Annotated in this window: 22 protein-coding genes; 10 read left to right on the forward strand and 12 right to left on the reverse strand. The window is 27.9% G+C overall.

Going from position 1 to position 20,893, the window contains the following annotated elements; translation table 11 throughout:
* Positions 1-506: 506 nt before the first annotated feature.
* The 5 genes from KO506_RS11780 to KO506_RS11800 all read right to left on the reverse strand — a co-directional run bounded on the left by KO506_RS11780 (position 507) and on the right by KO506_RS11800 (position 7,105).
* The gene (locus tag KO506_RS11780; protein WP_252726854.1) at positions 507-1,250 is read right to left on the reverse strand and encodes a DUF4294 domain-containing protein; all 744 of its coding nucleotides are present in this window, start codon (positions 1,248-1,250) and stop codon (positions 507-509) included.
* Positions 1,251-1,318: 68 nt separating this feature from the next.
* Complete coding sequence (ligA, locus tag KO506_RS11785; RefSeq protein ID WP_215995115.1) at positions 1,319-3,319, reverse strand: NAD-dependent DNA ligase LigA; 2,001 nt, start codon at positions 3,317-3,319, stop codon at positions 1,319-1,321.
* A gap of 16 nt (positions 3,320-3,335) precedes the next feature.
* Positions 3,336-3,851 (reverse strand): hypothetical protein, encoded by a 516-nt coding sequence (locus tag KO506_RS11790; protein ID WP_215995116.1) that lies wholly within the window; start codon positions 3,849-3,851, stop codon positions 3,336-3,338.
* A 280-nt stretch (positions 3,852-4,131) separates the two neighbouring features.
* Complete coding sequence (locus tag KO506_RS11795; RefSeq protein WP_215995117.1) at positions 4,132-5,574, reverse strand: glyceraldehyde-3-phosphate dehydrogenase; 1,443 nt, start codon at positions 5,572-5,574, stop codon at positions 4,132-4,134.
* Between the two features lie 136 nt (positions 5,575-5,710).
* The gene (locus tag KO506_RS11800; protein ID WP_215995118.1) at positions 5,711-7,105 is read right to left on the reverse strand and encodes a trypsin-like peptidase domain-containing protein; all 1,395 of its coding nucleotides are present in this window, start codon (positions 7,103-7,105) and stop codon (positions 5,711-5,713) included.
* A 129-nt stretch (positions 7,106-7,234) separates the two neighbouring features.
* On the opposite strand from KO506_RS11800, the gene dapF reads away from it, so the two are divergent.
* The 4 genes from dapF (at position 7,235) to KO506_RS11820 (ending at position 10,479) form a co-directional block, all read left to right on the forward strand.
* Positions 7,235-8,005: a diaminopimelate epimerase gene (dapF, locus tag KO506_RS11805; RefSeq protein WP_215995119.1), complete on the forward strand. Its 771-nt coding sequence runs from the start codon at positions 7,235-7,237 to the stop codon at positions 8,003-8,005.
* A gap of 86 nt (positions 8,006-8,091) precedes the next feature.
* The gene (locus tag KO506_RS11810) at positions 8,092-8,616 is read left to right on the forward strand and encodes a GNAT family N-acetyltransferase (protein ID WP_215995120.1); all 525 of its coding nucleotides are present in this window, start codon (positions 8,092-8,094) and stop codon (positions 8,614-8,616) included.
* Between the two features lie 29 nt (positions 8,617-8,645).
* Entirely contained in the window at positions 8,646-9,671 is a 1,026-nt protein-coding gene (gene mltG, locus KO506_RS11815; RefSeq protein WP_215995121.1) for an endolytic transglycosylase MltG, read from the forward strand.
* A 196-nt stretch (positions 9,672-9,867) separates the two neighbouring features.
* Positions 9,868-10,479, forward strand: coding sequence for a peptidoglycan-binding protein LysM (locus tag KO506_RS11820; RefSeq protein ID WP_215995122.1), 612 nt, complete (start codon positions 9,868-9,870; stop codon positions 10,477-10,479).
* On the opposite strand, the gene lepB is transcribed toward KO506_RS11820, so the two are convergent.
* The 4 genes from lepB to dnaA are packed head-to-tail and all read right to left on the reverse strand — an operon-like array spanning position 10,476 to position 13,802.
* Positions 10,476-11,162 (reverse strand): signal peptidase I, encoded by a 687-nt coding sequence (gene lepB, locus KO506_RS11825; protein ID WP_215995123.1) that lies wholly within the window; start codon positions 11,160-11,162, stop codon positions 10,476-10,478. The genes KO506_RS11820 and lepB overlap by 4 nt on opposite strands.
* 2 nt (positions 11,163-11,164) lie before the next feature.
* A complete protein-coding gene (locus tag KO506_RS11830; protein WP_215995124.1) occupies positions 11,165-11,872 on the reverse strand; it encodes an SAM-dependent methyltransferase in 708 nt (235 codons plus the stop codon).
* Positions 11,873-11,907: 35 nt separating this feature from the next.
* A complete protein-coding gene (locus tag KO506_RS11835; RefSeq protein ID WP_215995125.1) occupies positions 11,908-12,360 on the reverse strand; it encodes a low molecular weight protein-tyrosine-phosphatase in 453 nt (150 codons plus the stop codon).
* Positions 12,361-12,374: 14 nt separating this feature from the next.
* On the reverse strand, positions 12,375-13,802 hold the full coding sequence (dnaA, locus tag KO506_RS11840; protein ID WP_215995126.1) for a chromosomal replication initiator protein DnaA: 1,428 nt from the start codon (positions 13,800-13,802) through the stop codon (positions 12,375-12,377).
* Positions 13,803-13,977: 175 nt separating this feature from the next.
* Here dnaA and KO506_RS11845 point away from each other — a divergent pair, with 175 nt between their 5' ends.
* Entirely contained in the window at positions 13,978-14,376 is a 399-nt protein-coding gene (locus KO506_RS11845; RefSeq protein WP_215995127.1) for an acyl-CoA thioesterase, read from the forward strand.
* A 12-nt stretch (positions 14,377-14,388) separates the two neighbouring features.
* Here KO506_RS11845 and prmC read toward each other — a convergent pair whose 3' ends face one another.
* The 3 genes from prmC to KO506_RS11860 are packed head-to-tail and all read right to left on the reverse strand — an operon-like array spanning position 14,389 to position 17,175.
* Positions 14,389-15,249, reverse strand: a complete 861-nt coding sequence (gene prmC / locus KO506_RS11850; protein WP_215995128.1) for a peptide chain release factor N(5)-glutamine methyltransferase — start codon at positions 15,247-15,249, stop codon at positions 14,389-14,391.
* Between the two features lie 5 nt (positions 15,250-15,254).
* A complete protein-coding gene (gene cls, locus KO506_RS11855; protein WP_215995129.1) occupies positions 15,255-16,679 on the reverse strand; it encodes a cardiolipin synthase in 1,425 nt (474 codons plus the stop codon).
* Position 16,680: 1 nt separating this feature from the next.
* Complete coding sequence (locus KO506_RS11860; RefSeq protein WP_215995130.1) at positions 16,681-17,175, reverse strand: GNAT family N-acetyltransferase; 495 nt, start codon at positions 17,173-17,175, stop codon at positions 16,681-16,683.
* A gap of 53 nt (positions 17,176-17,228) precedes the next feature.
* On the opposite strand from KO506_RS11860, the gene KO506_RS11865 reads away from it, so the two are divergent.
* Genes KO506_RS11865 through KO506_RS11885 form a run of 5 tightly spaced genes read left to right on the forward strand, consistent with a single transcriptional unit; the run spans position 17,229 to position 20,886 of the window.
* Positions 17,229-17,693, forward strand: coding sequence for an LEA type 2 family protein (locus KO506_RS11865; protein ID WP_215995131.1), 465 nt, complete (start codon positions 17,229-17,231; stop codon positions 17,691-17,693).
* Between the two features lie 34 nt (positions 17,694-17,727).
* Positions 17,728-18,816: a bifunctional diaminohydroxyphosphoribosylaminopyrimidine deaminase/5-amino-6-(5-phosphoribosylamino)uracil reductase RibD gene (ribD, locus tag KO506_RS11870; RefSeq protein ID WP_215995207.1), complete on the forward strand. Its 1,089-nt coding sequence runs from the start codon at positions 17,728-17,730 to the stop codon at positions 18,814-18,816.
* Complete coding sequence (locus KO506_RS11875) at positions 18,809-19,414, forward strand: HAD family hydrolase (RefSeq protein WP_215995132.1); 606 nt, start codon at positions 18,809-18,811, stop codon at positions 19,412-19,414. Before ribD ends, KO506_RS11875 begins: the two co-directional genes overlap by 8 nt.
* Positions 19,415-20,278 (forward strand): EamA family transporter, encoded by an 864-nt coding sequence (locus KO506_RS11880; protein WP_215995133.1) that lies wholly within the window; start codon positions 19,415-19,417, stop codon positions 20,276-20,278.
* Complete coding sequence (locus tag KO506_RS11885; RefSeq protein ID WP_215995134.1) at positions 20,278-20,886, forward strand: IMPACT family protein; 609 nt, start codon at positions 20,278-20,280, stop codon at positions 20,884-20,886. The genes KO506_RS11880 and KO506_RS11885 overlap by 1 nt, the downstream gene beginning before the upstream one ends.
* Positions 20,887-20,893: the final 7 nt, after the last annotated feature.

A 20,893-nucleotide genomic window follows, 5' to 3' on the forward strand; every position in this document is an offset into this window, starting at 1 on the left:
AATTTAAACTTTTTTTAATATTTATTTTTTTAAATTAAAAATTAAAACAGTTAAACTTCATCTAACAAAAACAATCTCTCAATGAACTCTGATAAACTAATAAACTAACATAAAAATGTATTTCGTTTTTCGCTTAGCGGGTGCAAATATACAACCCATTCTTAACCTCACAAGTGTTTTTATGAAAAAAATTTAAATTTATTCTTAACCTTTCTATAACTGCATTAAAACAAGACTATTAAGTCCTTAATTATTTTTAAAAATTTAATCCTTTTTTTTAACATAGTGTTTTTCTTTAACACAAGCATAGCTCAAACGACTAACCTTGTGTTAAGGATTGTAGCAGTTGTCTGAGCTCTTTTTTTGTTATCTAAGGAAATTTTAGTTCGTTTTATGTAAATTAATCTATAATAAGATAACTCAATACTCCAAAAAGAAACAAAAAAAAGCGAGCGCGCAAAGCCTGACCCGACTAAAAGAAGGGGAACACCATAAAAAAATGTCTATTATTCCTTTTTCTTTTTAATAGATTTTTTCTTTTTTCTCATTTTAGCGAACATCTGTTTGTAAATTTCAACGTCTATTTCTGCTTTTCTTTCAAAAATTATTTTTGAAAAATCGAAATTAAGTTTAGAATCTTGCTTTTTCAGCTTATCATTTTGAAAAGCACGCTGTAAAACATCTTCTATTAAGAAGTCTTCGTTCTCGAATTCTGGATGATATTCTGTTTTAAGCGACAGTTTAAAAACATTTGCAGTTGTGTTGTACCAAAATGCTTTCCAGCCACTTCTTAAATTTTGAATGTTTTGAAATGCTGTTTTGCCTGTTTGACGATGAATTAACTTTATAAGTATACGACCTTCTGTTCTAGTCATCTTTTTTATTTGATCTGTAAATTCGCCTTCAATGTATTTTTGAACAAGCTTTGTGTATTTCTTTCTTTTTCTTTTAGAATCAATTTTATTTAGACGCACATTTAATGAGTCTAATCTTTCTGATGCTAATTTTGCATAAGGATAGGCTTTAAAAACTTTTTTTCTAAACCATATATAATAACGTATGTCTTTTCTGGATTTGAATTTGTGTTTTGGAAATAAAGTGATTTCGTTTAACTTTATAGTTATACTATCTCCTGGTTTTACGAATATATAATCATCGTAATTATTAGGTAGAGAGTCTAATTCTTCTTTTTTCTGCGAAAAAGTAGTTAGGGAAAATAGTATTATATATATGTATAGGAAGTTTTTCAATCTCTTATTTATTTAACACTTAAAAATAACAGAAAATATAGACTTTATATATGTTCTAAAAAGTATTATTAACTGTTTATCTTATCTATAAAATCTTGTTCTGATATAATAGATATACCTAAAGTTTCTGCTTTTGCTAGTTTTGAAGGCCCCATATTATCGCCAGCAACTATAAAGTTTGTCTTTTTAGATATTGAAGAACTTACTTTACCTCCATTATCTTCTATTGCTTTTTTTAATTCGTTTCTACTCATTTGATGAAAAACTCCAGAAACCACAAATATTTGTCCTTGTAATTTATCTGTTTGATTTTCTAAACTTTCTGCTGATATTTCTAATTGGACACCTACTAATTTTAATTTCTCAATTAATTGAATATTATTTAAATCATTTGAAAAATTAATGATGCTTTGTGCAATTCTATCTCCTATTTCATCAACAGCAATTAAAGTTTCGAAATCGGCTGTCATTAAATTATCTATTGACTTAAAATGTTTCGCTAATTTTTTGGCAACAGTTTCACCAACAAAACGAATTCCGAGTGCAAATAATACTTTTTCAAACGGAATTTCTTTTGATTTGTCAATTCCATTAATCAAATTCTGTGCAGATTTTGCTGCCATTCTTTCTAAAGGAACAACTTGCTCAACTTTTAAATCGTATAAATCTGCATAATTTTGAATTAAACCTTCTTTACGTAATAAATCTACAGTTTCGCCTCCAAGACCATCAATATCCATTGCTTTTCTTGAAATGAAATGCTGAACTCTACCTGTTATTTGAGGTGCGCAACCAAATTCATTTGGGCAATAGTGTTTTGCATCGCCTTCTGTTCTTATTAAAGGTGTATTGCATTCAGGGCAATTTGTAGCATAAATTGTAGGTTCTGAATTTTCTGGACGTTTTGTAAAATCTACAGCAATAATTTTTGGAATAATTTCTCCTCCTTTTTCTACAAAAACAGTATCATTTTCTCTAATGTCTAATTTTTCTATTTGATCTGCATTATGCAAAGAAGCTCTTTTTACAGTTGTCCCTGCCAATTGCACTGGTTCTAAATTCGCAACTGGAGTTATTGCGCCTGTTCTACCAACTTGATATGTAATTTCGTTTAAAATAGTTGATACTTGTTCTGCTTTAAATTTATAAGCAATAGCCCATCTTGGCGCTTTTGATGTATATCCTAATTCTTCTTGTTGTTGTAAATTGTTTACTTTTATAACAACACCATCAGTTTCATAAGGTAAATCGTGTCGTTTTACATCCCAATAATTCACAAATTGAAAAACTTGATCTATTGATTTTGCTAAAGTGATTGTTTCTGGAACTTTAAAACCTACTTTTCTTGCGTTTTCTAAACTCTCGAAATGTGTTTTATATTTTCTTTCGGATGTTACTACTTGATATAATAAACAGTCTAAAGGTCTTTTTGCAACTTCTGTACTGTCTTGTAATTTTAAACTCCCGCTTGCGGTGTTTCTTGGGTTTCTATATTCTTCTTCTCCATTTGCAACACGTTCTGCATTCATTTTACTAAAACCTTCTATTGGCAAAATGATTTCGCCACGCATTTCAAAGTTTTTTACAAAGTCTTTTTTTATGGATAATGGAATAGAACGAATTGTTTTTATGTTATTGGTAACTTCATCTCCTTGAAAACCATCTCCTCTTGTTACTGCTTTTACAAACTGGCCATTTTCGTAAGTTAAATTGATAGATGCTCCATCATATTTTAGCTCGCAAGTATATTCTGTTTCTGTTGTTCCTAAAACTTTTTGTACTCTTTTTTCCCAATCTAACAAATCTTCTTTTGAGTAAGAATTGTCTAAAGAATACATTCTGTTTTTATGAGTAACTGTATTAAAGTTTTTGGTTATTGTACCTCCTACTCTTTGTGTTGGTGAGTTTGCATCGAAAAATTCTGGATTTTCCTTTTCTAGTTTTTCTAATTCTTTGAGTTTGATGTCGAATTCAAAATCTGATATTGTAGCATTATCTAACACATAATAATTGTAATTATGTGTGTTTAACTCATCACGAAGTGATTCTATTTTTTGTTGAATGGTCATTCTTTTGATAAAAAAATTAATCTTGCTTTGTTCCTGTTAAAACACTTACTCCCTCTGGAAAAGGGTTGCCTGAAGATCTCCTAAAGGAAACTATTTGACCTACATGCCAAATTGCATCTGCTATTGGTCCATTAATTACACACCAAAAAGAAAATTCTTTTTCTGGAAACAGTATTTTAAATTGAGAAACATCTTTACTTTCTCTAAATATTGTACTTGCTTGTAAAAAGTTTTCTAGTGTTTTTTTTCTTTTTTCTGCAAAAGTCATTTTATATTGCTCACCATCATTTACTTTTATTAATGTAGCATATAAAATTCTTATTGATAAATTAAAAATATGATCTATAGTTTCTTCTGTTGTTCTTGCTGATGCATTTGGTTTAAAATCTAAATCTTTTTCTGTTAAACCTTCTGTTGCCCAGTAATATCTAAATCCTAAACCATCTACCATTCTGCTTGCACTTGTACCTGCTGTAAATTCTTTAGGTGCTTCTGGAATTTGATAATAAGGTAATTTATTTTGAACACTCATTTACTAAAGTCTTATTGAATAATTAATTTCTAATTTTTTGATAAAAATAAGTAAAAGAATAATGAATTTAAAGTTGATTTAAAATTACTTTACTTGATTTTTAAAAAGTAGAATTTAATAGAATTCTAAAAGTTAGCAAACAAGTTCAGCCCAGATTGAAATGGCATCCTTTTTTTGTTTTTCACAAAAAAAGATATAATGGAAAGCTGGAAATAGCTACAAAAAAATAAACCCAAAACAAATGCTTTGGGTTTGATGATTAAATTGAATGCGTTTTTTATTAATAATATGTATATCGTCTTACTTTTGCAATGTATTTTGCCAAACGAATTACTTGATGTGAATAGCCATATTCATTATCGTACCAAACATACACAACAATGGTTTCTTTATCTGCTATGGTTGATTTGCTATCGAAAATTGATGGTGCAGTACAACCTATAATATCTGAAGAAACTAATTCATTATCTAAAGAATATTTTATTTGCTCTACTAAATCACCTTCTAAAGCTGCTTGTTTTACTAGTGCATTTATAGCTTCTGTAGTTACTGGTCTTCTTAATTGTAAATTTAAGATTGCCAAAGATCCATTTGGTACAGGAACCCTAATTGCGTTTGAGGTTAACTTACCTTCTAAAACCGGAATTGCTTTTGAAACGGCTTTTCCTGCACCTGTTTCTGTAATTACCATATTTAGAGCTGCAGCCCTACCTCTTCTGTATTTTGAATGAATGTTATCTACTAAATTCTGATCGTTTGTATATGCGTGTATGGTTTCTAGATGACCTTTTTTAATACCGAAATTGTCTTCTAAAACTTTTAAAACGGGTGTAATTGCATTGGTTGTACAAGATGCTGCTGAAAAAATATCTACTTTATCTGGGTTGTAGTCTTTATGATTTACACCATGTACAATATTTGGCACTCCTTTTCCTGGGGCAGTTAATAAAACTTTCCTTGCTCCTTTTGCTTTTAAATGTCTTGCCAAAGCAACATCGTCTCTAAAAGCTCCTGTGTTATCTATAATTAAAGCATCATTAATTCCGAATTTTGTATAATCTATATCTTCTGGATTATTTGCAGAAATCATAGCAACAGTTGTTCCGTTAATAATTAAAGCTTCGTTTTCTATATCTGTTTTTACAGTTCCTAAAAAATCTCCATGAACAGAATCTACATTTAATAAAGAAGCTCTTTTTTCTAAAATTGATTGCGAAATTTCGCCACGAGTTACAATAGCTCTTAATCTTAATTGAGATCCTTTACCCATTTTAGTCATTAATTCTCTTGCTAATAAACGACCAATTCTACCAAAACCATATAAAACAACATCTTTTGGCGTAATGTTTTTAGCTTCTTTAGCATTTTTTAATTGTTTTTTTACAAAAGCAACTTTATCTGCACAGCTTTTAGGATTTAAATAACATTCATAAGCCAATTTACCAATATCTAATTTTGATGCTGGTAAATCTATCTGCTCTATTGCTTGTGCAATACCTAATACATCTTCAATTGTAATTTTTTTGTTTACGAACTCTTTAGCATAATTGATTAAATTTAAAATTTCACTGGCTCTTTTATCTTGTAGTTGATTTCTAAAAAGCACTAATTCTATGGATTTTTCGTACCAAAGATTATTTAGGATGTTAATAAACTCTACAGTCGCTTTTCTTGTTTTTGCTTGAGAAACAACTTCGTTTTCGTAATTGAGGGTTAATGACATAGCTTAATTATTGTTTTTAATTTCTACAAAAGTATTTCTTTTTTTGAGAATACGAAATCGATTTCGTATAAATTTTTTGCACAAAAAAATCCTGATATAAAATATCAGGATTTTTAATACTAATTACGCTAATAATTTATCTTATTGCATATCTCTCTGTTTCTCCATTTAAATTGATAACTTCTAAATATAGAGGGTTACCATTACCTATTTTACTGTTGTCTATAACCTTTTTTGCTTCGGATGCACTTAAAACAGGTTTCTTGTTTACTTTAGTAATTATAAAACCTCTTTTAACTCCATAATAAGATAAAGTTCTGTTTGCATTTTCAATGATTTTAGCACCACCTTTTAAATCGTATTTTTTTAATTCTTTACTTGATAAATCTTTTAAAGAAATACCTAAACTACTTGCTATGAATGTACTTTTCTTATTTAAAACTACAGTTTTGGTTAATAATTCTCCATCTCTATCAATTAAAACATTTACATTATCTCCAGGTCTTTTAGATGTTAATTGCCCTTTAAGCTCAGAAAACTTAGAAATTTTTACATTATTAATTTTCTTAATTACATCTCCTTTTTTTAATTCTGAGTTGTTAGCACCTTCTTCATAAAAAACATCACCTACTTTAACACCTTCATTATTAAAATTAGGATCTATTGCAATACCTAAAATAGCTTCTTGTACTGTACCAAATTCTAACAAATCATCTACAATTTTCTTTGCAATATTAGAAGGTACTGCAAAAGAATACCCTACAAACGAACCAGTTTTAGATGAAATTGCAGTATTTACACCTACTAATTCTCCTCTAATATTAACTAAAGCTCCACCACTATTTCCTGGATTTACAGCTGCATCTGTTTGTATAAAAGATTCAATATTTCTATTACCTTCTAAATCTCTACCTTTTGCACTAACAATACCTGCTGTTACTGTTGATGTTAAGTTATAAGGATTACCAACTGCTAAAACCCATTCACCAACTTTAATATTGTCTGAATTTGCAAAAGGTGTATAAGGCAAGTCAATATCTGCTTCAATTTTTAACAAAGCAATATCATTACTTGCATCTGCACCAATTAATTCTGCTTTGTATTTCTTTTGATTATTTAATGTAATCTGAATATCACTTGCATTATCAATTACGTGATTATTTGTTACAATATAACCATCAGATGAAATAATAACTCCACTTCCTGTACCTACTTGCTCAAATTGTCTTTGTCCATTACCATTACCAAAGAAAATATCTAAAGGATTAGATTGTGTTCTTAAAGTTGTGTTTTTAACATGAACAACAGAATTCACTGTTTTTTCTGCAGCCAAAGTAAAATCTATAGTAGCTGCATTTAGTGTTGGTGAACTAGATTCATAAGCATTATTAAAATTTGTTTGCACTGTTTGTGCATTGTTTGGTAGTGTTCTTTCAACAACTACAGCATCATTAAAAAGCAATTTGTAACCTCCTAAAGTTAAGGTTCCTCCCAAAATTGCCATTCCTAGTAAACTAAAAAATTTCTTCATAATTCTAAATTTTTATTATTCAAATATACAATTTTAACATTTTCAAAAATTCTGTTTAACTCGTTTTTAACGGATTTTAACCACGTTTTAACAGCCAATTTTTGTTAACGAAATCATTACCTTTGCCATATGAATTTGACATTTTATAAATATCAAGGAACAGGAAACGATTTTGTTATGATAGATAACAGAACAAAAATCTTTCCAAAAACCAATACTGACAAGATTTCACAAATTTGTGACAGACATTTTGGTATTGGTGCAGATGGCATTATTTTAATAGAAAATGATAATGATTTCGATTTTAAAATGATTTATTTTAATGCTGATGGTAGTCAGACTTTTTGTGGTAATGGAGGTAGATGTGCAGTTGCATTTGCAAAATATTTAAACATTATTAAAGACAAAACAACTTTTTTAGCTTATGATGGCCAACATTTTGCAGAAATAAATGAAGGTATTGTTAGCCTTCATATGATTGATGTTGATGAAATTGTTGAAAAAGAAAATTCTATTTTTACTTATACAGGAACTCAGCATCATGTAGAAATGGTTGACGAATTAGATAATTACCCAGTTTTTGATAATGGTAAAAAAATTAGGTATTCTTATGCAGATCCTGGTAGTAATGTAAATTTTGCGCAACAAATTAATGAAAACACTTTTAGAGTTAGAACTTATGAAAAAGGTGTGGAAGATGAAACTTTGGCTTGCGGAACAGGTGTAACTGCTGTTGCAATTGCAATGCACAAAACAAACAAAACAAAAAGTAATTCGATTTCTTTGCCTGTAGAAGGTGGTATTTTACAAGTTTCTTTTAACGAAAATAATGGTATTTATACTAATGTATTTTTAAAAGGACCTGCTAAATTTGTTTTTGAAGGAATAATTACTGTTTAATAAATAATGCATCTTTTAGACTGAATAGATTTAAATTTATGTCTATAATAAATATAGATTACTTCTATGAAATCATAATAAAATAAATGAAAACGTTAAAAGGTAAACATCTTAATTTAAGAGCAATAGAACCCCAAGATTTAAATTTTCTACATACCATAGAAAACAATGAATTATTTTGGGAAGTTAGCCATACTCAAGCTCCTTTTTCTAGGTATGTTTTAAAGCAATATTTAGAAAATGCGCATTTAGATATTTATGAAACCAAACAACTACGTTTGGTAATAGAAGAAACATCAAAAAAAGAACAAGTGGGTATGATTGATTTGTTCGATTTTAATCCACAACATAAAAGAGCAGGAATTGGAATTTTAATTCATCCTTTTTATCAAAATAAAGGTTATGCCTCAGAAGCTTTATCCTTATTAATTAATTATTCTTTTTCTTATTTAAACTTGCATCAATTATATGCGAATATTACTTCTGATAATGAGAAGAGTTTAGCTTTATTTAAAAAGCATAATTTTGCAGAAGTTGGTCTTAAAAAAGATTGGATTTTATCAAACAGAAAGTTTAAAGATGAAATTTTATTTCAATTGATAAAAGAGTAGTTTTGCAACCATAAAAAAATATAAGTAAATTGGGTAAAAAAATTTTATACGCAGTAGGTTTTGTTTTATTGTTAGGAGCCATTTTAGGTTATAATTATTATCAAAAAATATTTGGTGAAGCCATTACTAAAGATTACGTATTATTTATAAATAGTACAGATAGTTTGGTTGATGTAAAAGAAAAAATAGCAGATTATTCTAAAAACCCAAATACATTTCTTTGGGTTGCAGCTAAGAAAAACTTTTCAACACCTAAAACTGGTCGTTATTTAATAAAGCAAGGGATGTCTAATAACGATTTGGTAAATATGCTAAGAAGTGGAAATCAAACTGCTTTAAAAGTTTCATTCAACAACCAAGATACTTTAGAAAAATTTGCAGGTAGAATTGCTGAACAATTAGAACTAGATTCTATTGCTATTATCAATTCTTTTACAAACAAAGATTTTTTAGCCAAAAACAAACTGAATGAAAAATCTGTTTTGCAAATATGTATACCTAATAGTTATGAGTTTTATTGGACAGTTTCTGCAGATAAATTTAGGAACAAATTACTAAGAGAATACAATCGTTTCTGGAATGCTTCTAGGCTTGCAAAAGCAAAAAATCTAAAGCTATCTAAAGATGATGTAATAACTTTAGCCTCTATTGTACAAAAAGAAACTGCGCAAAAAGTAGAACGCCCAATTGTTGCTGGTTTGTATTTAAATCGATTAAAAAACGGATGGCCTTTACAAGCAGACCCAACTATTATATATTGTATTAAAGAAGTTAAGGGTCAAGATTACGTTGTAAAACGTGTTTTAAATGTAGATTTAGAAATAAACTCTCCATATAACACCTACAAAAATAGAGGCTTACCTCCTGCCTTAATTTCTATGCCAGATATTTCTTCTATAGACGGAGTTTTAAACGCTCAAAAACACAATTATTTTTATATGTGTGTAAATATAGATAAGTTTGGTTACCATTCTTTTGCTAAAACTTTAGCACAACATAACAGAAATGCAGCTAAATATCAAAGTTGGTTAAACAAAAAAGGGGTAAATAGATAAATTACTCAATAATTAATTTCATAAAATATCAAGAAAAAATATTTTATTCATAATGAAAAACGTAATAGTTTTCCAATTTTCTTAATAAAAAGACCTTTCACCTATCTAATTTACAATTTCGACGAAATTAATACACTGATATTCAGTAGATTCAAATTATGTCATACATTTGCAGCCGAAATAAAAGGATTATTTTATGATCAAAAAGTTTATATTTTTAGTATTGGTGTTTACATTATTTGTAAACGCAACTTCAGTAAATATTTCTTCTGATAAAAAAACTACTGTTTATACAACTTTTGTTACAAAAGAAACAAAGATATTACCTGTTAATATGGATTATAATATTCCTTATTTACAGAATAATTATGTTGCCTTTAAAGAAGCTGTTGCTTTTAAAGAATCTCAAGGTAAATATTACGTAGTAAACACATTAGGTTATCTAGGTAAATATCAGTTTGGTAGAACTACTTTACAGCGTTTTAAAATATACGATACTGAAGCTTTTTTAAAAAACCCAGAACAACAAGAAAAAGCATTCTTAGCTTTATGTAAAGTTAATAAATGGATTTTGAGAAAAGATATCAAGAGTTCTGTAGGTAAAACTATTAATGGTATTAAAATTACTGAATCTGGTATTTTAGCAGCTGCCCATTTAAGTGGTGCTGGTAATGTTAAGAAGTTTTTAAGAAGTAATGGTAATATACGTTTTGCTGATGCTTATGGTGCAACAATACAGTCTTACCTAAAGAAATTCTCTAATTACGATGTTTCTAATATAGAAGCAGATAGATTGGCTAAGGTTTAAAATACTTTTATAATTACACCAACAATTTCATCTTTTTCTATAAAACCAATATTTCTAGAATCAAAAGTTGCGTCTCTATTATCACCTAAAATAAAAACTTTATTTTTAGGTACAATTAAAGGCCCAAAATTATCTTTATTCCAAGGCTTATTATAAATTGATTGAATTTCTGCATCAACAAAATTCTTGCTTTCAATTAGCCTATCTACTTTAAATTTTAATTTCGATATTTCAGAATCTTTTATTAACGTTTTTAAACTGATAGAATCTACTTTAGTAATAAAAGAAAAAGCATAATCTGGTGTAGTTTCATATATTTTTTCTAGGTTATTTTTAGAAAACTTATAATAATGAACAAGACTTAAATTTTTATCAAAATTTACATCATTAACAAACACAAGCCCATTTCTAATTTCAATTTTATCACCTTCAAGACCAATTAATCTATGAACTCTTTTATGCTTTCCAGAATATTGATCACTAAAGTTATAAGAAACAAAATCGCCTCTTTTGGGAGTAGCAAAATTAGTTACCAAACTTTTAGAACCTTGTGGAATATTAGGTTCATTTGAAGGAGTTGGATTATTATATAAAACTAATATTCCAGATAAATTTAAGAGGTAATAAACAACAATTAAAAAAGTAACAAAATATAAAATGTAGTTTATTTTTCTCTTATTCATAATTACTTCTGAATTATAAAAATTGCAGGTCTTTTGTGTAAATTAGGCTGTTGATGTTTCCAATCTTTAATAGCCATAGTTTTTATATATTCTGATGATAATGTTATATCTGCAGCTATACATAAATTAGTTTGTGGAGATAAATTTGCTTTTAAATCTGCAAACATTTTTTCGTTTCTATATGGAGTTTCAATAAAAATTTGAGATTGATTTTTATCGATAGAAATTCTTTCTAAATCTTTAATAGCCCTTTTTCTTTCACCTTTGTCTATAGGCAAATAACCATTAAACGCAAAGTTTTGCCCATTAAAACCAGAACTCATCATTGCCATTAAAATAGAACTTGGTCCAACTAAAGGCACAACCTGTATATTTTTTTGATGCGCTAATTTTACAATACTTGCTCCTGGATCTGCTATTGCTGGCACACCTGCTTCTGAGAGTAAACCAACATTAAAACCTTGTGCACAAACATCTAAATAAGTTTGCGTTTCTTCTTCAACTGCATATTTATCTATTAATTTAATAGTTAAATTGGGCTGTGGTTTTTTAGGAGCTATTTTTTTAATAAACCTTCTTGCAGACTTCTCATTTTCTACAATGTAATAATTGATTTCTTCTATTATTTTTTTAACTGATATTGGCATTACCTCTAAAGGTTCAGTTTCTTCTCCTAAAGTTGTTGGAATTAAATAGAGTTTACCAGTCATTTTGTAATTTTAAGATACTAATTTAAGCAAATATATTAAGACAATTTATTTGCAATAATTTCACAAGCTTCATCTAACATTTTATAAACGTTCTCAAAACCCTGTTTTCCTCCATAATATGGATCAGGAACTGAAGCATTTTCATTAGGATAAACTTCGTTCAAAATCATTTGCACTTTATTTTCATCCTCTTTATTTCTTGATAAAGCTAAAATATTTTGATAATTACTTTCATCCATAGGATAAATAAGATCGAAATTATCAAAATCTGATACTGTAAATTTTCTTGCTCTTTGGTTGGTAATATTAATACCATATTTTCTAGCTACTTCTATAGAACGTTCATCTGGTAAATTACCAACATGATATGCTCCTGTACCTGCAGAATCTACAAAAAAATTATCTGTATTTATTTTAGATTGTAAAATACCTTCTGCCAATGGCGAACGACAAATATTCCCCAAGCAAACCATTAGTACTTTTATCATTTAAAATGTAAGTTTTAGAAGGTTAACTTCTTTGTTAAATCATCAACGTATTTTCTGAATTGTTTATCAGTTTCTGTAAGGTTATCTACAGTTTTACAAGCGTGTAATACAGTTGCATGATCTCTTTGCCCAATTTGATTACCAATACTTGCTAAAGAAGTTTTAGTTAATCTTTTAGCAAAATACATTGCTAATTGACGTGCTTGTACAATATGACGTTTACGCGTTTTAGATTGTAAAGTAGCCACATCCATATCAAAATACTTAGAAACTTCTTTCTGAATATAATCTATAGAAACCTCTTTTTTAGTGTTTTTAACAAATTTATCTACAATCTGTTTTGCCAATTGTAAAGAAAATTCTTTTCTGTTAAAAGAAGCTTGAGCAATCATAGAAATTAAAACACCTTCTAATTCTCTAACATTAGATTTTATGTTTTTTGCTACATACTCAACAATATCTTCTGGCATTTCTACACCATCTCTATACAATTTGTTTTGTAAAATAGATATTCTTGTTTCGTAATCTGGCGATTGCAATTCTGCTGATAAACCCCATTTAAAACGAGACAACAAACGTTGTTCAATATCTTGCATATCTACAGGAGCTTTATCCGAAGTTAAAATTACCTGTTTTCCATTTTGATGCAAATGGTTAAAAATATGAAAGAATACATCTTGTGTACCTGCTTTACCTGATAAAAACTGAACATCGTCAATAATTAAAACATCTATCATTTGATAGAAGTGAATAAAATCATTTCTAGTGTTCGATTTTACAGAATCTATAAACTGTTGTGTAAATTTTTCTGATGAAATATATAAAACAGTTTTATCTGAATATTTATCTTTAATATCTACACCTATAGCATGTGCTAAATGTGTTTTTCCTAAACCTACACCTCCATAAATTAATAATGGATTAAAAGAGGTGCCACCAGGTTTATTGGCAACAGCCATACCTGCAGAACGTGCTAATCTATTAGAATCACCTTCTATAAAGTTTGCAAAACTATAATTAGGATTTAATTGAGACTCAATTTTTACTTTTTGTAAACCTGGAATAATAAAAGGATTTCTTAATTCTCTTTTATTAGATTCTAAAGGAACTGTAACTTTTTGAGGTTTTAAAGGATCTCTGTTAGAACTCGGAATTTTAACAATTTGTGGTCTATTACTACTGTAATTATTTTCCATTTTCACATCGTAAATCAATTTGGCATCATTACCCAATTGTCTTACTAATGCAACTCTTAAAAGTTTAATATAGTGCTCTTCTAACCATTCATAAAAAAATTTACTAGGCACTTGAATAGTTAATGCTTCTCCAGAAAGTTTTACCGGTTTTATAGGTTCAAACCAAGTTTTATAAGCTTGTGGCTTTATGTTGTCCTTTATAAAGGTCAGACAGTCAGTCCAAACGGATTCAGCAGTGTTACTCATTTAATTTACTGTGTAATTTTTTTTAAACTCTTAATTTTGGTTCATCTGTAGAACCTTTTGAACCTTTTTCTTAAGCACTACAAAAGTGTGAATAAATTTCATCATAAAAAAATGAAATTACTATTGATTATTAATTATTTTTTACGTAGAATGCAGCTAAAATTTAACACATAGTTTGAAAAAATATTCAACAACGACTAGAGTTCGATATTCAGAAACTGACCAAATGGGTGTAGTTTATCATGGAAACTACGCACAATTTTTTGAATTAGGCAGAACTGAATGGTTACGTAAGTTGGGGGTCACTTACAAAGGTATGGAAATTAGTGGGATAATGCTTCCGGTTATTTCTTTAAATTGTAATTTTATAAAATCTGCTTTATATGATGATCTTTTAACAATTGAAACTTTTTTGGTAAAAAAACCCATGGTAAAAATTGAGTTTGATTATAAAATAACAAACCAAAATAATGAATTAATCTGTACAGGAAATACTGTATTGGCTTTTATGAATATGAAAACTAAAAGACCAACAAGATGCCCTGATTATTTATTAGAAAGTTTGGGATATTAAAGCTAAGAATTATTAATTACTAGCTTTAATCATTCTATCATTTTTAAACAAATCTTTTTTCAATACGATATTTTTAAAAGTTTTTTCTTTTAAAATACTTACAGTTTCTAATCCTAAATATTGATTGATTTCAAAGAATAAAATTCCATTTTTAGTAAGGTGAGTTTTTGCCAATTGAGCAATTTTATTATAAAAAACAAGAGGATCATCATCTGAAACAAACAACGCTAAATGTGGTTCATTTTCTAAAACATTATTTAGTATTTCTGCTTTTTCGAGTTCTCTTACATAAGGCGGATTGGATACAATAATATCATAACTTTCTGATAAATTATCAGCAGTTAAAATATCCTTTTCAATAAAATTTATGTTTACTTTATTTAATTCTGCATTTTTTTTAGCCATTTTTAAAGCTTTAGAAGAAACATCAATAGCAGAAATTGTAGCATTTTTTAAATTTTTAGCCAATGCAATTGGTATGCAACCAGAACCTGTACCAATATCTAAAATGTTTAGTTTTTTATTTTTTGCTAAATCTAAATTATCAACTTCATTTAAAATCCATTCTACTAATTCTTCTGTTTCTGGTCTTGGAATTAAAGTATTTTCATCAACCAAAAAAGGATAACCATAAAACTCGGTTTTACCAATAATGTATTGTAAAGGTTCTTGTTTTTTTAATCTTTTTAAAACTTTATTTAAAGTTGATAATTTAACTTCATCAATTTTAAAATCAGGTTTTAAAACAGTATCAATTCTTTGTAAACCTAAATATTCATCTATCAACAAAAAGAAAAAAGAATCGATTTCTGTTGTGGGATAAATTTCTGAAAGTTCATTTTTAAAATGAGTTCTGAATTGTTTTAATATCATATAAATTATAATAATGGACTAAAAAAACGACAAAGGCGCTCTAATGTTTTTTGTTTAATAGATCTTTTTCTAAAGGTTGCATAGTCTAATTTATTGGCTTTATTTTTTCGCTCTTCGAATTCTTCTTTTACTTCTAGAGTAATTTTTTTATCAAAAAGAATTGCATTTAGTTCATAATTATGCTCAAAACTTCTGCAATCGAAATTTGTAGAACCAATTGAAATAATTTCATCATCAATAAAAATAACTTTACTATGAGAAAAATCTTTTCTTAGGTAAATATGTACTCCTGCTTTTAATAAATCTTCAAAGTAAGAATACATACTGTATTTGGCTACTTTAGAATCGCTTTTTTCTGGCAACAATAACGTTACTTTTACGCCACTTAAAGCCGCCATTTTAAAGGCTTCTAAAATTGAAAAAGTAGGAATAAAATAAGGATTTAGAACACAAATACTTTTTTCTGCCAAGTTTATAAAACTTAAATATTGTTGCATAACCACAGATTGCTCATAATCTGGCCCACTAGAAACTAATTGTAATTTTGTATTACCTTTAGCATTGCAAGGTGTAATATAGTTTTTGTGTTGTGTTAAATCTTTATTGGTTGCATAGTAATAATCTTTTAAAAATGTTTTATGAATTCTGTTTACTGCACAACCTTTTACTTGTATATGTGTATCTTGCCAAATGCCTAAAAAATCATCATCTGTAATATATTCATCAGAAATATTAACACCACCAACAAAACCAATTTCATTATCTATTACAGCAATTTTTCGATGATTTCTATAATTTAAAGAGAATAAAAAAGTACCAAATTTAAAAGGCGTTTCTGGATATAATATTACTCCAATATCTTTTAATTTTCTTTTAGAACTATTACTTAAATTATAACTACCAAAAGTGTCATAAATAATTCTAACCTCAATATTATCTTTAATTTTTTGTTCTAAAACATTAATAATTTCTGATAAAATTTCACCATCTTCAATCATATAATATTGAAGGTGAATAAACTTTTTTGCATTTTTAAACGCCTCATTTAATGCTTTAAAAGTTTCCTTTCCATTTTTAAGTAAAACCACTTCATTTTTATCTTCTACATTACTTTTTGTAGAAGAATAAATAAGTTGAGAAATTTTCTTTTGTTTGGTGTTTTCTAAAATTTGTAGATTGGCATCACCATCATCTTCTAAAGATTTCTTAATATGTTTTTTTCTTTTCTTGGTTTCTTTAAGTTCAAAAAACTTAATTTTTCTTCTATTAATACCAAATAAAACAAAGACAAAAACACCTAAAAATGGAAGAAAAAAGGTAATTAAAATCCAACTTAAAGATTTAGAAGGTTTTACACCAAAATACAATACATTGTAAAATGCCCAACTGAATAAAATAAAATGTAAAATTCCTAAAACATAAAAAATCATATTATTTAATTTCTTTTAGCATCCAAACATTACAAGAATAATGGCGAGTATTGCCCATAGGTTTATCTAAATTTTTAAACCCGTATTTTTTATACAATTTTACTGCAGCTTCCATGTAAGGTAAGGTTTCTAAGTAACAGTTTTCGAAACCAAATTCTTTGGCTTTTTCTAAACAAACCGAAATTAGTTTTGTTCCCAAACCTTTACCTCTAGCAATTGGCAAAAAATACATTTTTTGTAGCTCGCAAGTATTTCCATCAAAATTATCTAATTGAGCAACCCCTGCTCCACCAACAACTTCGTTATTATATTCTACAACAAAATAAGCCACTTTTTCTTTTTGATAAGTTTCAAACATGGCATCTGTAGCTTTATCCTCATAAGCAGTACCCACTTTTGGTGCGCCCATTTCTAGAATAACATTTCTTACTACACTTGCCATTTGCAAATTATCTTTTGATTCTATTTCTCTAATGATAAAATCTGTACTTGTCATTTATTACTGTATTTTTGCAAGAGCAAGTTACCTATTTTTTTTATATATATTTGATGAAAAAGGCATTCTATTTTTTAGCTTTATTTTTAATATTTTACAGTTGTTCTGTAAAAAAACAACCCATTTTTATAAAAGTTGATGATGTAAAAATAGTAAGTTTTGCAGCTGATACTCTTAAACTGCGTGCAAATGCTTTTTTTGAAAACCCAAATGATGTTGGTGGTAAAATTTCTACTGATGACATTGCAATATTTGTAAATGATATTGAAATTGCTCAAGTTTTTTCTGATGAATTTAAAGTGCCTGCAAGAGATAAATTTACGATTCCGTTAACTGCAAATGTGCCTACTAAAAAACTTTTAAATTCTGATAAGAATGGGGTTTTAGGTGGTTTAATAAATTCTTTTATCACTAAAAAAGTAAATGTTAGAATAAAAGGGAATTTAGAGTATGTTGTTTTTGGTTTCAAAAAAGAATTTATTGTTGATAAAACCGAAGAAATAAAAATTAAGTTTTAAATTTTATCTTTTTTATCTCACCTAAAATAAAATAATTATCAATCACGAAATTTACATAAAACGCTGTTTACAAATTGCCAAAAATGGTATTGGAACTACCAGACCAAATCCAAGTGTTGGTGCTGTAATTGTTTTAAATAATAAAATTATTGCAGAAGGTTTTACTTCTAAGTATAGTAAAAGTCATGCAGAAGTAAATGCTGTGAATGCTGTAAACGATAAATCCGTTTTAAGAGATGCAACAATTTATGTAACCTTAGAGCCTTGTTCTCATTTTGGTAAAACTCCACCTTGTGCAGATTTATTAGCCAAATATAAATTTAAAAATGTTGTTATTGGTTGCAAAGACACAAACGATTTAGTTGCAGGAAAAGGAATTGAACGTATACAAAAAGCAGGAATTAACGTTATTATTGGTGTTTTAGAAGATGAATGCAGAGAACACCATAAAAGATTTTTTACGGTTCAAGATAAAAAAAGACCTTATATTATTTTAAAATGGGCAGAAACCAAAGATGGTTTTGTTGCTCCTTTAGAAAAAAACACGCAAGCACCAGTTTGGATTTCTAACAAATATTCGCAACAAATTGTACACAAACTAAGAGCAAAAGAACATGCTATTTTAGTAGGTACAAATACTGTTATTGCAGATAATCCTAAATTAAATGTTAGAACTTGGTCTGGCAACAACCCAATTAGAATTGTTTTAGATAAAAATTTACGCATACCAAAAGAAGCGAATATTTATGACAAAAGCGTAAAAACCATCATTTTATGCGATGCTAAAAGTTTGGCGCTTAAAAAAAGTGATTTTATAAATGATGTTTCTTTAATAGATGAAACGAAAGAACATCAACTGGTTTTTGAAAACATTGACTTTAATCAAAATTTAGCCCAAGAAATTTGTGATGTTTTACAAAAACATAAAATTCAATCTGTAATTATAGAAGGTGGCACACAAACTTTACAAACTTTTATTGATGCCAATCTTTGGGATGAAGCTAAAGTTTTTATTGGTGACAACACTTTTAAAACAGGAATAAAAGCACCAATTTTATCAGCAAAAATTACATCAGAAAGAAAAATAAAAAAAGATATTTTAAAAATTTACAACAATGATTAAGAACATAATTTTCGATTTTGGAGACATATTTATCAACTTAGATAAAGAAGGAACTTACAAAGCGATGGCTGCTTTAGGCGTAACTGAAATTACTCCAGAAATGATAGAAGTTTACCATCAATATGAAAAAGGATTGATGACAACAGAAGATTTTATCAACTTCTACTACAATAAATTTAAAATCAATAAAACAGATTTAGTAGCTGCTTGGAATGCTGTTTTGTTAGATTTTCCTCAAAGGCGTTTAGACTTTTTAAAAGAATTGGCTGCTAGTAAAAAATACAGATTATTTTTATTAAGTAATACTAATGAGTTGCACATACAATCAGTTATAGATACAGTTGGCGAAACTTTTTTTAACGAGTTTAAAGATTGTTTTGAGCAATTTTACTTATCACATGAAATTCATTTTAGAAAACCAGATTCAGAAATTTATGAGTTTGTTTTAAACGAAAATAACTTAATTGCAGAAGAAACTTTGTTTGTAGACGATTTAAAAGAAAATACAGATTCTGCTAACACACTAGGCATCCAAACTTGGAATTTAACTCCAAAACAAGAAGATGTAACTGAATTATTCTCTAAAACCAATATTTAATTGATTTACCTTTTATTAAGCATCCTTTTTTCTACAGGGTTATTTGTTATTTTTAAATATTTTGGCATTTTTAAGGTTGATGTTTTAAAAGCAATTTTTATAAATTATATTGTTGCTTTTATTATGGGTTTTGCTTTAACTGAAAGTAGTTTTACTTTTTCTGAACTCCCTAATAAACCTTGGTTTATTGGTGCTACATGTTTAGGTGCATTATTTGTTTCTATTTTTTTTGTAATGGCAATGACTGCTCAAAGAAATGGGGTTTCTGTAACTTCTGTTGCAGGTAAAATGTCGGTTGTTATTCCTGTATTTTTTGGAGTATTTTTATACAATGAATCTGTAACCGTCTTAAAAATAGCAGGAATTATTATTGCTTTAATTGCTGTTTATTTAGCTTCTGTAAAAGAAAAATCTACAGCTTCTAAAAATGCAGGTTTACTTTTTCCTGTGCTTTTATTTTTAGGTTCTGGTGCTATTGATACTATTTTAAAATTTATAGAATCTAATTACGTAACAAATGATGATGTTTCTATTTTTTCTGGTAGTTTATTTGGTATTGCAGCTACTTTTGCTGCAATCGTTTTAATTATAAAAAGCATTAAAAAAAGAGAAGCCTTTGGTTTAAAAAATGTGATAGCAGGTATTGTTTTAGGAATCCCAAATTATTTTTCGATTGTATTTTTAATTAAAGCTTTGCAAACTGAAGGTTTTGAAAGTTCCACTTTATTTACCATTAATAATGTTGCTATTGTTATTGTATCTACTATAGTTGGTATTTTAGTTTTTAAAGAACAGTTTAGCATCAAAAATAAAATTGGAGTTGCTTTGGCTATTTTAGGAATTGTAATTGTAGCTTTGGCTTAATGGAAAATGATAGTTATAAAACAATTCTAAAATCATCTACAGAAACACTTTTTAAAGAAAAAGGAAGTAAGTTTTTTGGCTATGCTTTTCCTGTTTTAAATGAAGATGATGTTAAAGACTGTTTAGAAAATTTAAGAAAAACACATCATTCTGCACGTCATTTTTGTTATGCTTATCAACTAGGAACAGAAACTATAAAATACAGAGCTAATGATGATGGAGAACCTAATAATTCTGCAGGACTCCCAATTTACGGACAAATTCAGTCTTTTGAGGTTACCAATATTTTAATTGTTTCTGTTCGTTATTTTGGAGGCACAAAACTTGGTGTTGGTGGTTTAATTAGTGCTTACAAAACATCTGCTCAAATTACTTTAGAAGCATCCGAAATTGTAGAAAAAACAATTGATGTTTTTTATAAATTGAATTTTGGTTATGATTTAATGAATAAAGTAATGCGCATTATTAAAGAGAAAAACATCAACCTTGTAGCTCAAAAAATGGAACTTTCTTGTGAATACACAATATCCATCAGAAAAAAAGAAGCACAAACAATTTTTGATATTTTTGATAATTTATACAAGGTTGAAGTAAAAACTTTAGAGTAAATTATAT

The organism is Polaribacter vadi (assembly GCF_018861005.1).
Lineage (GTDB): Bacteria > Bacteroidota > Bacteroidia > Flavobacteriales > Flavobacteriaceae > Polaribacter > Polaribacter vadi_A.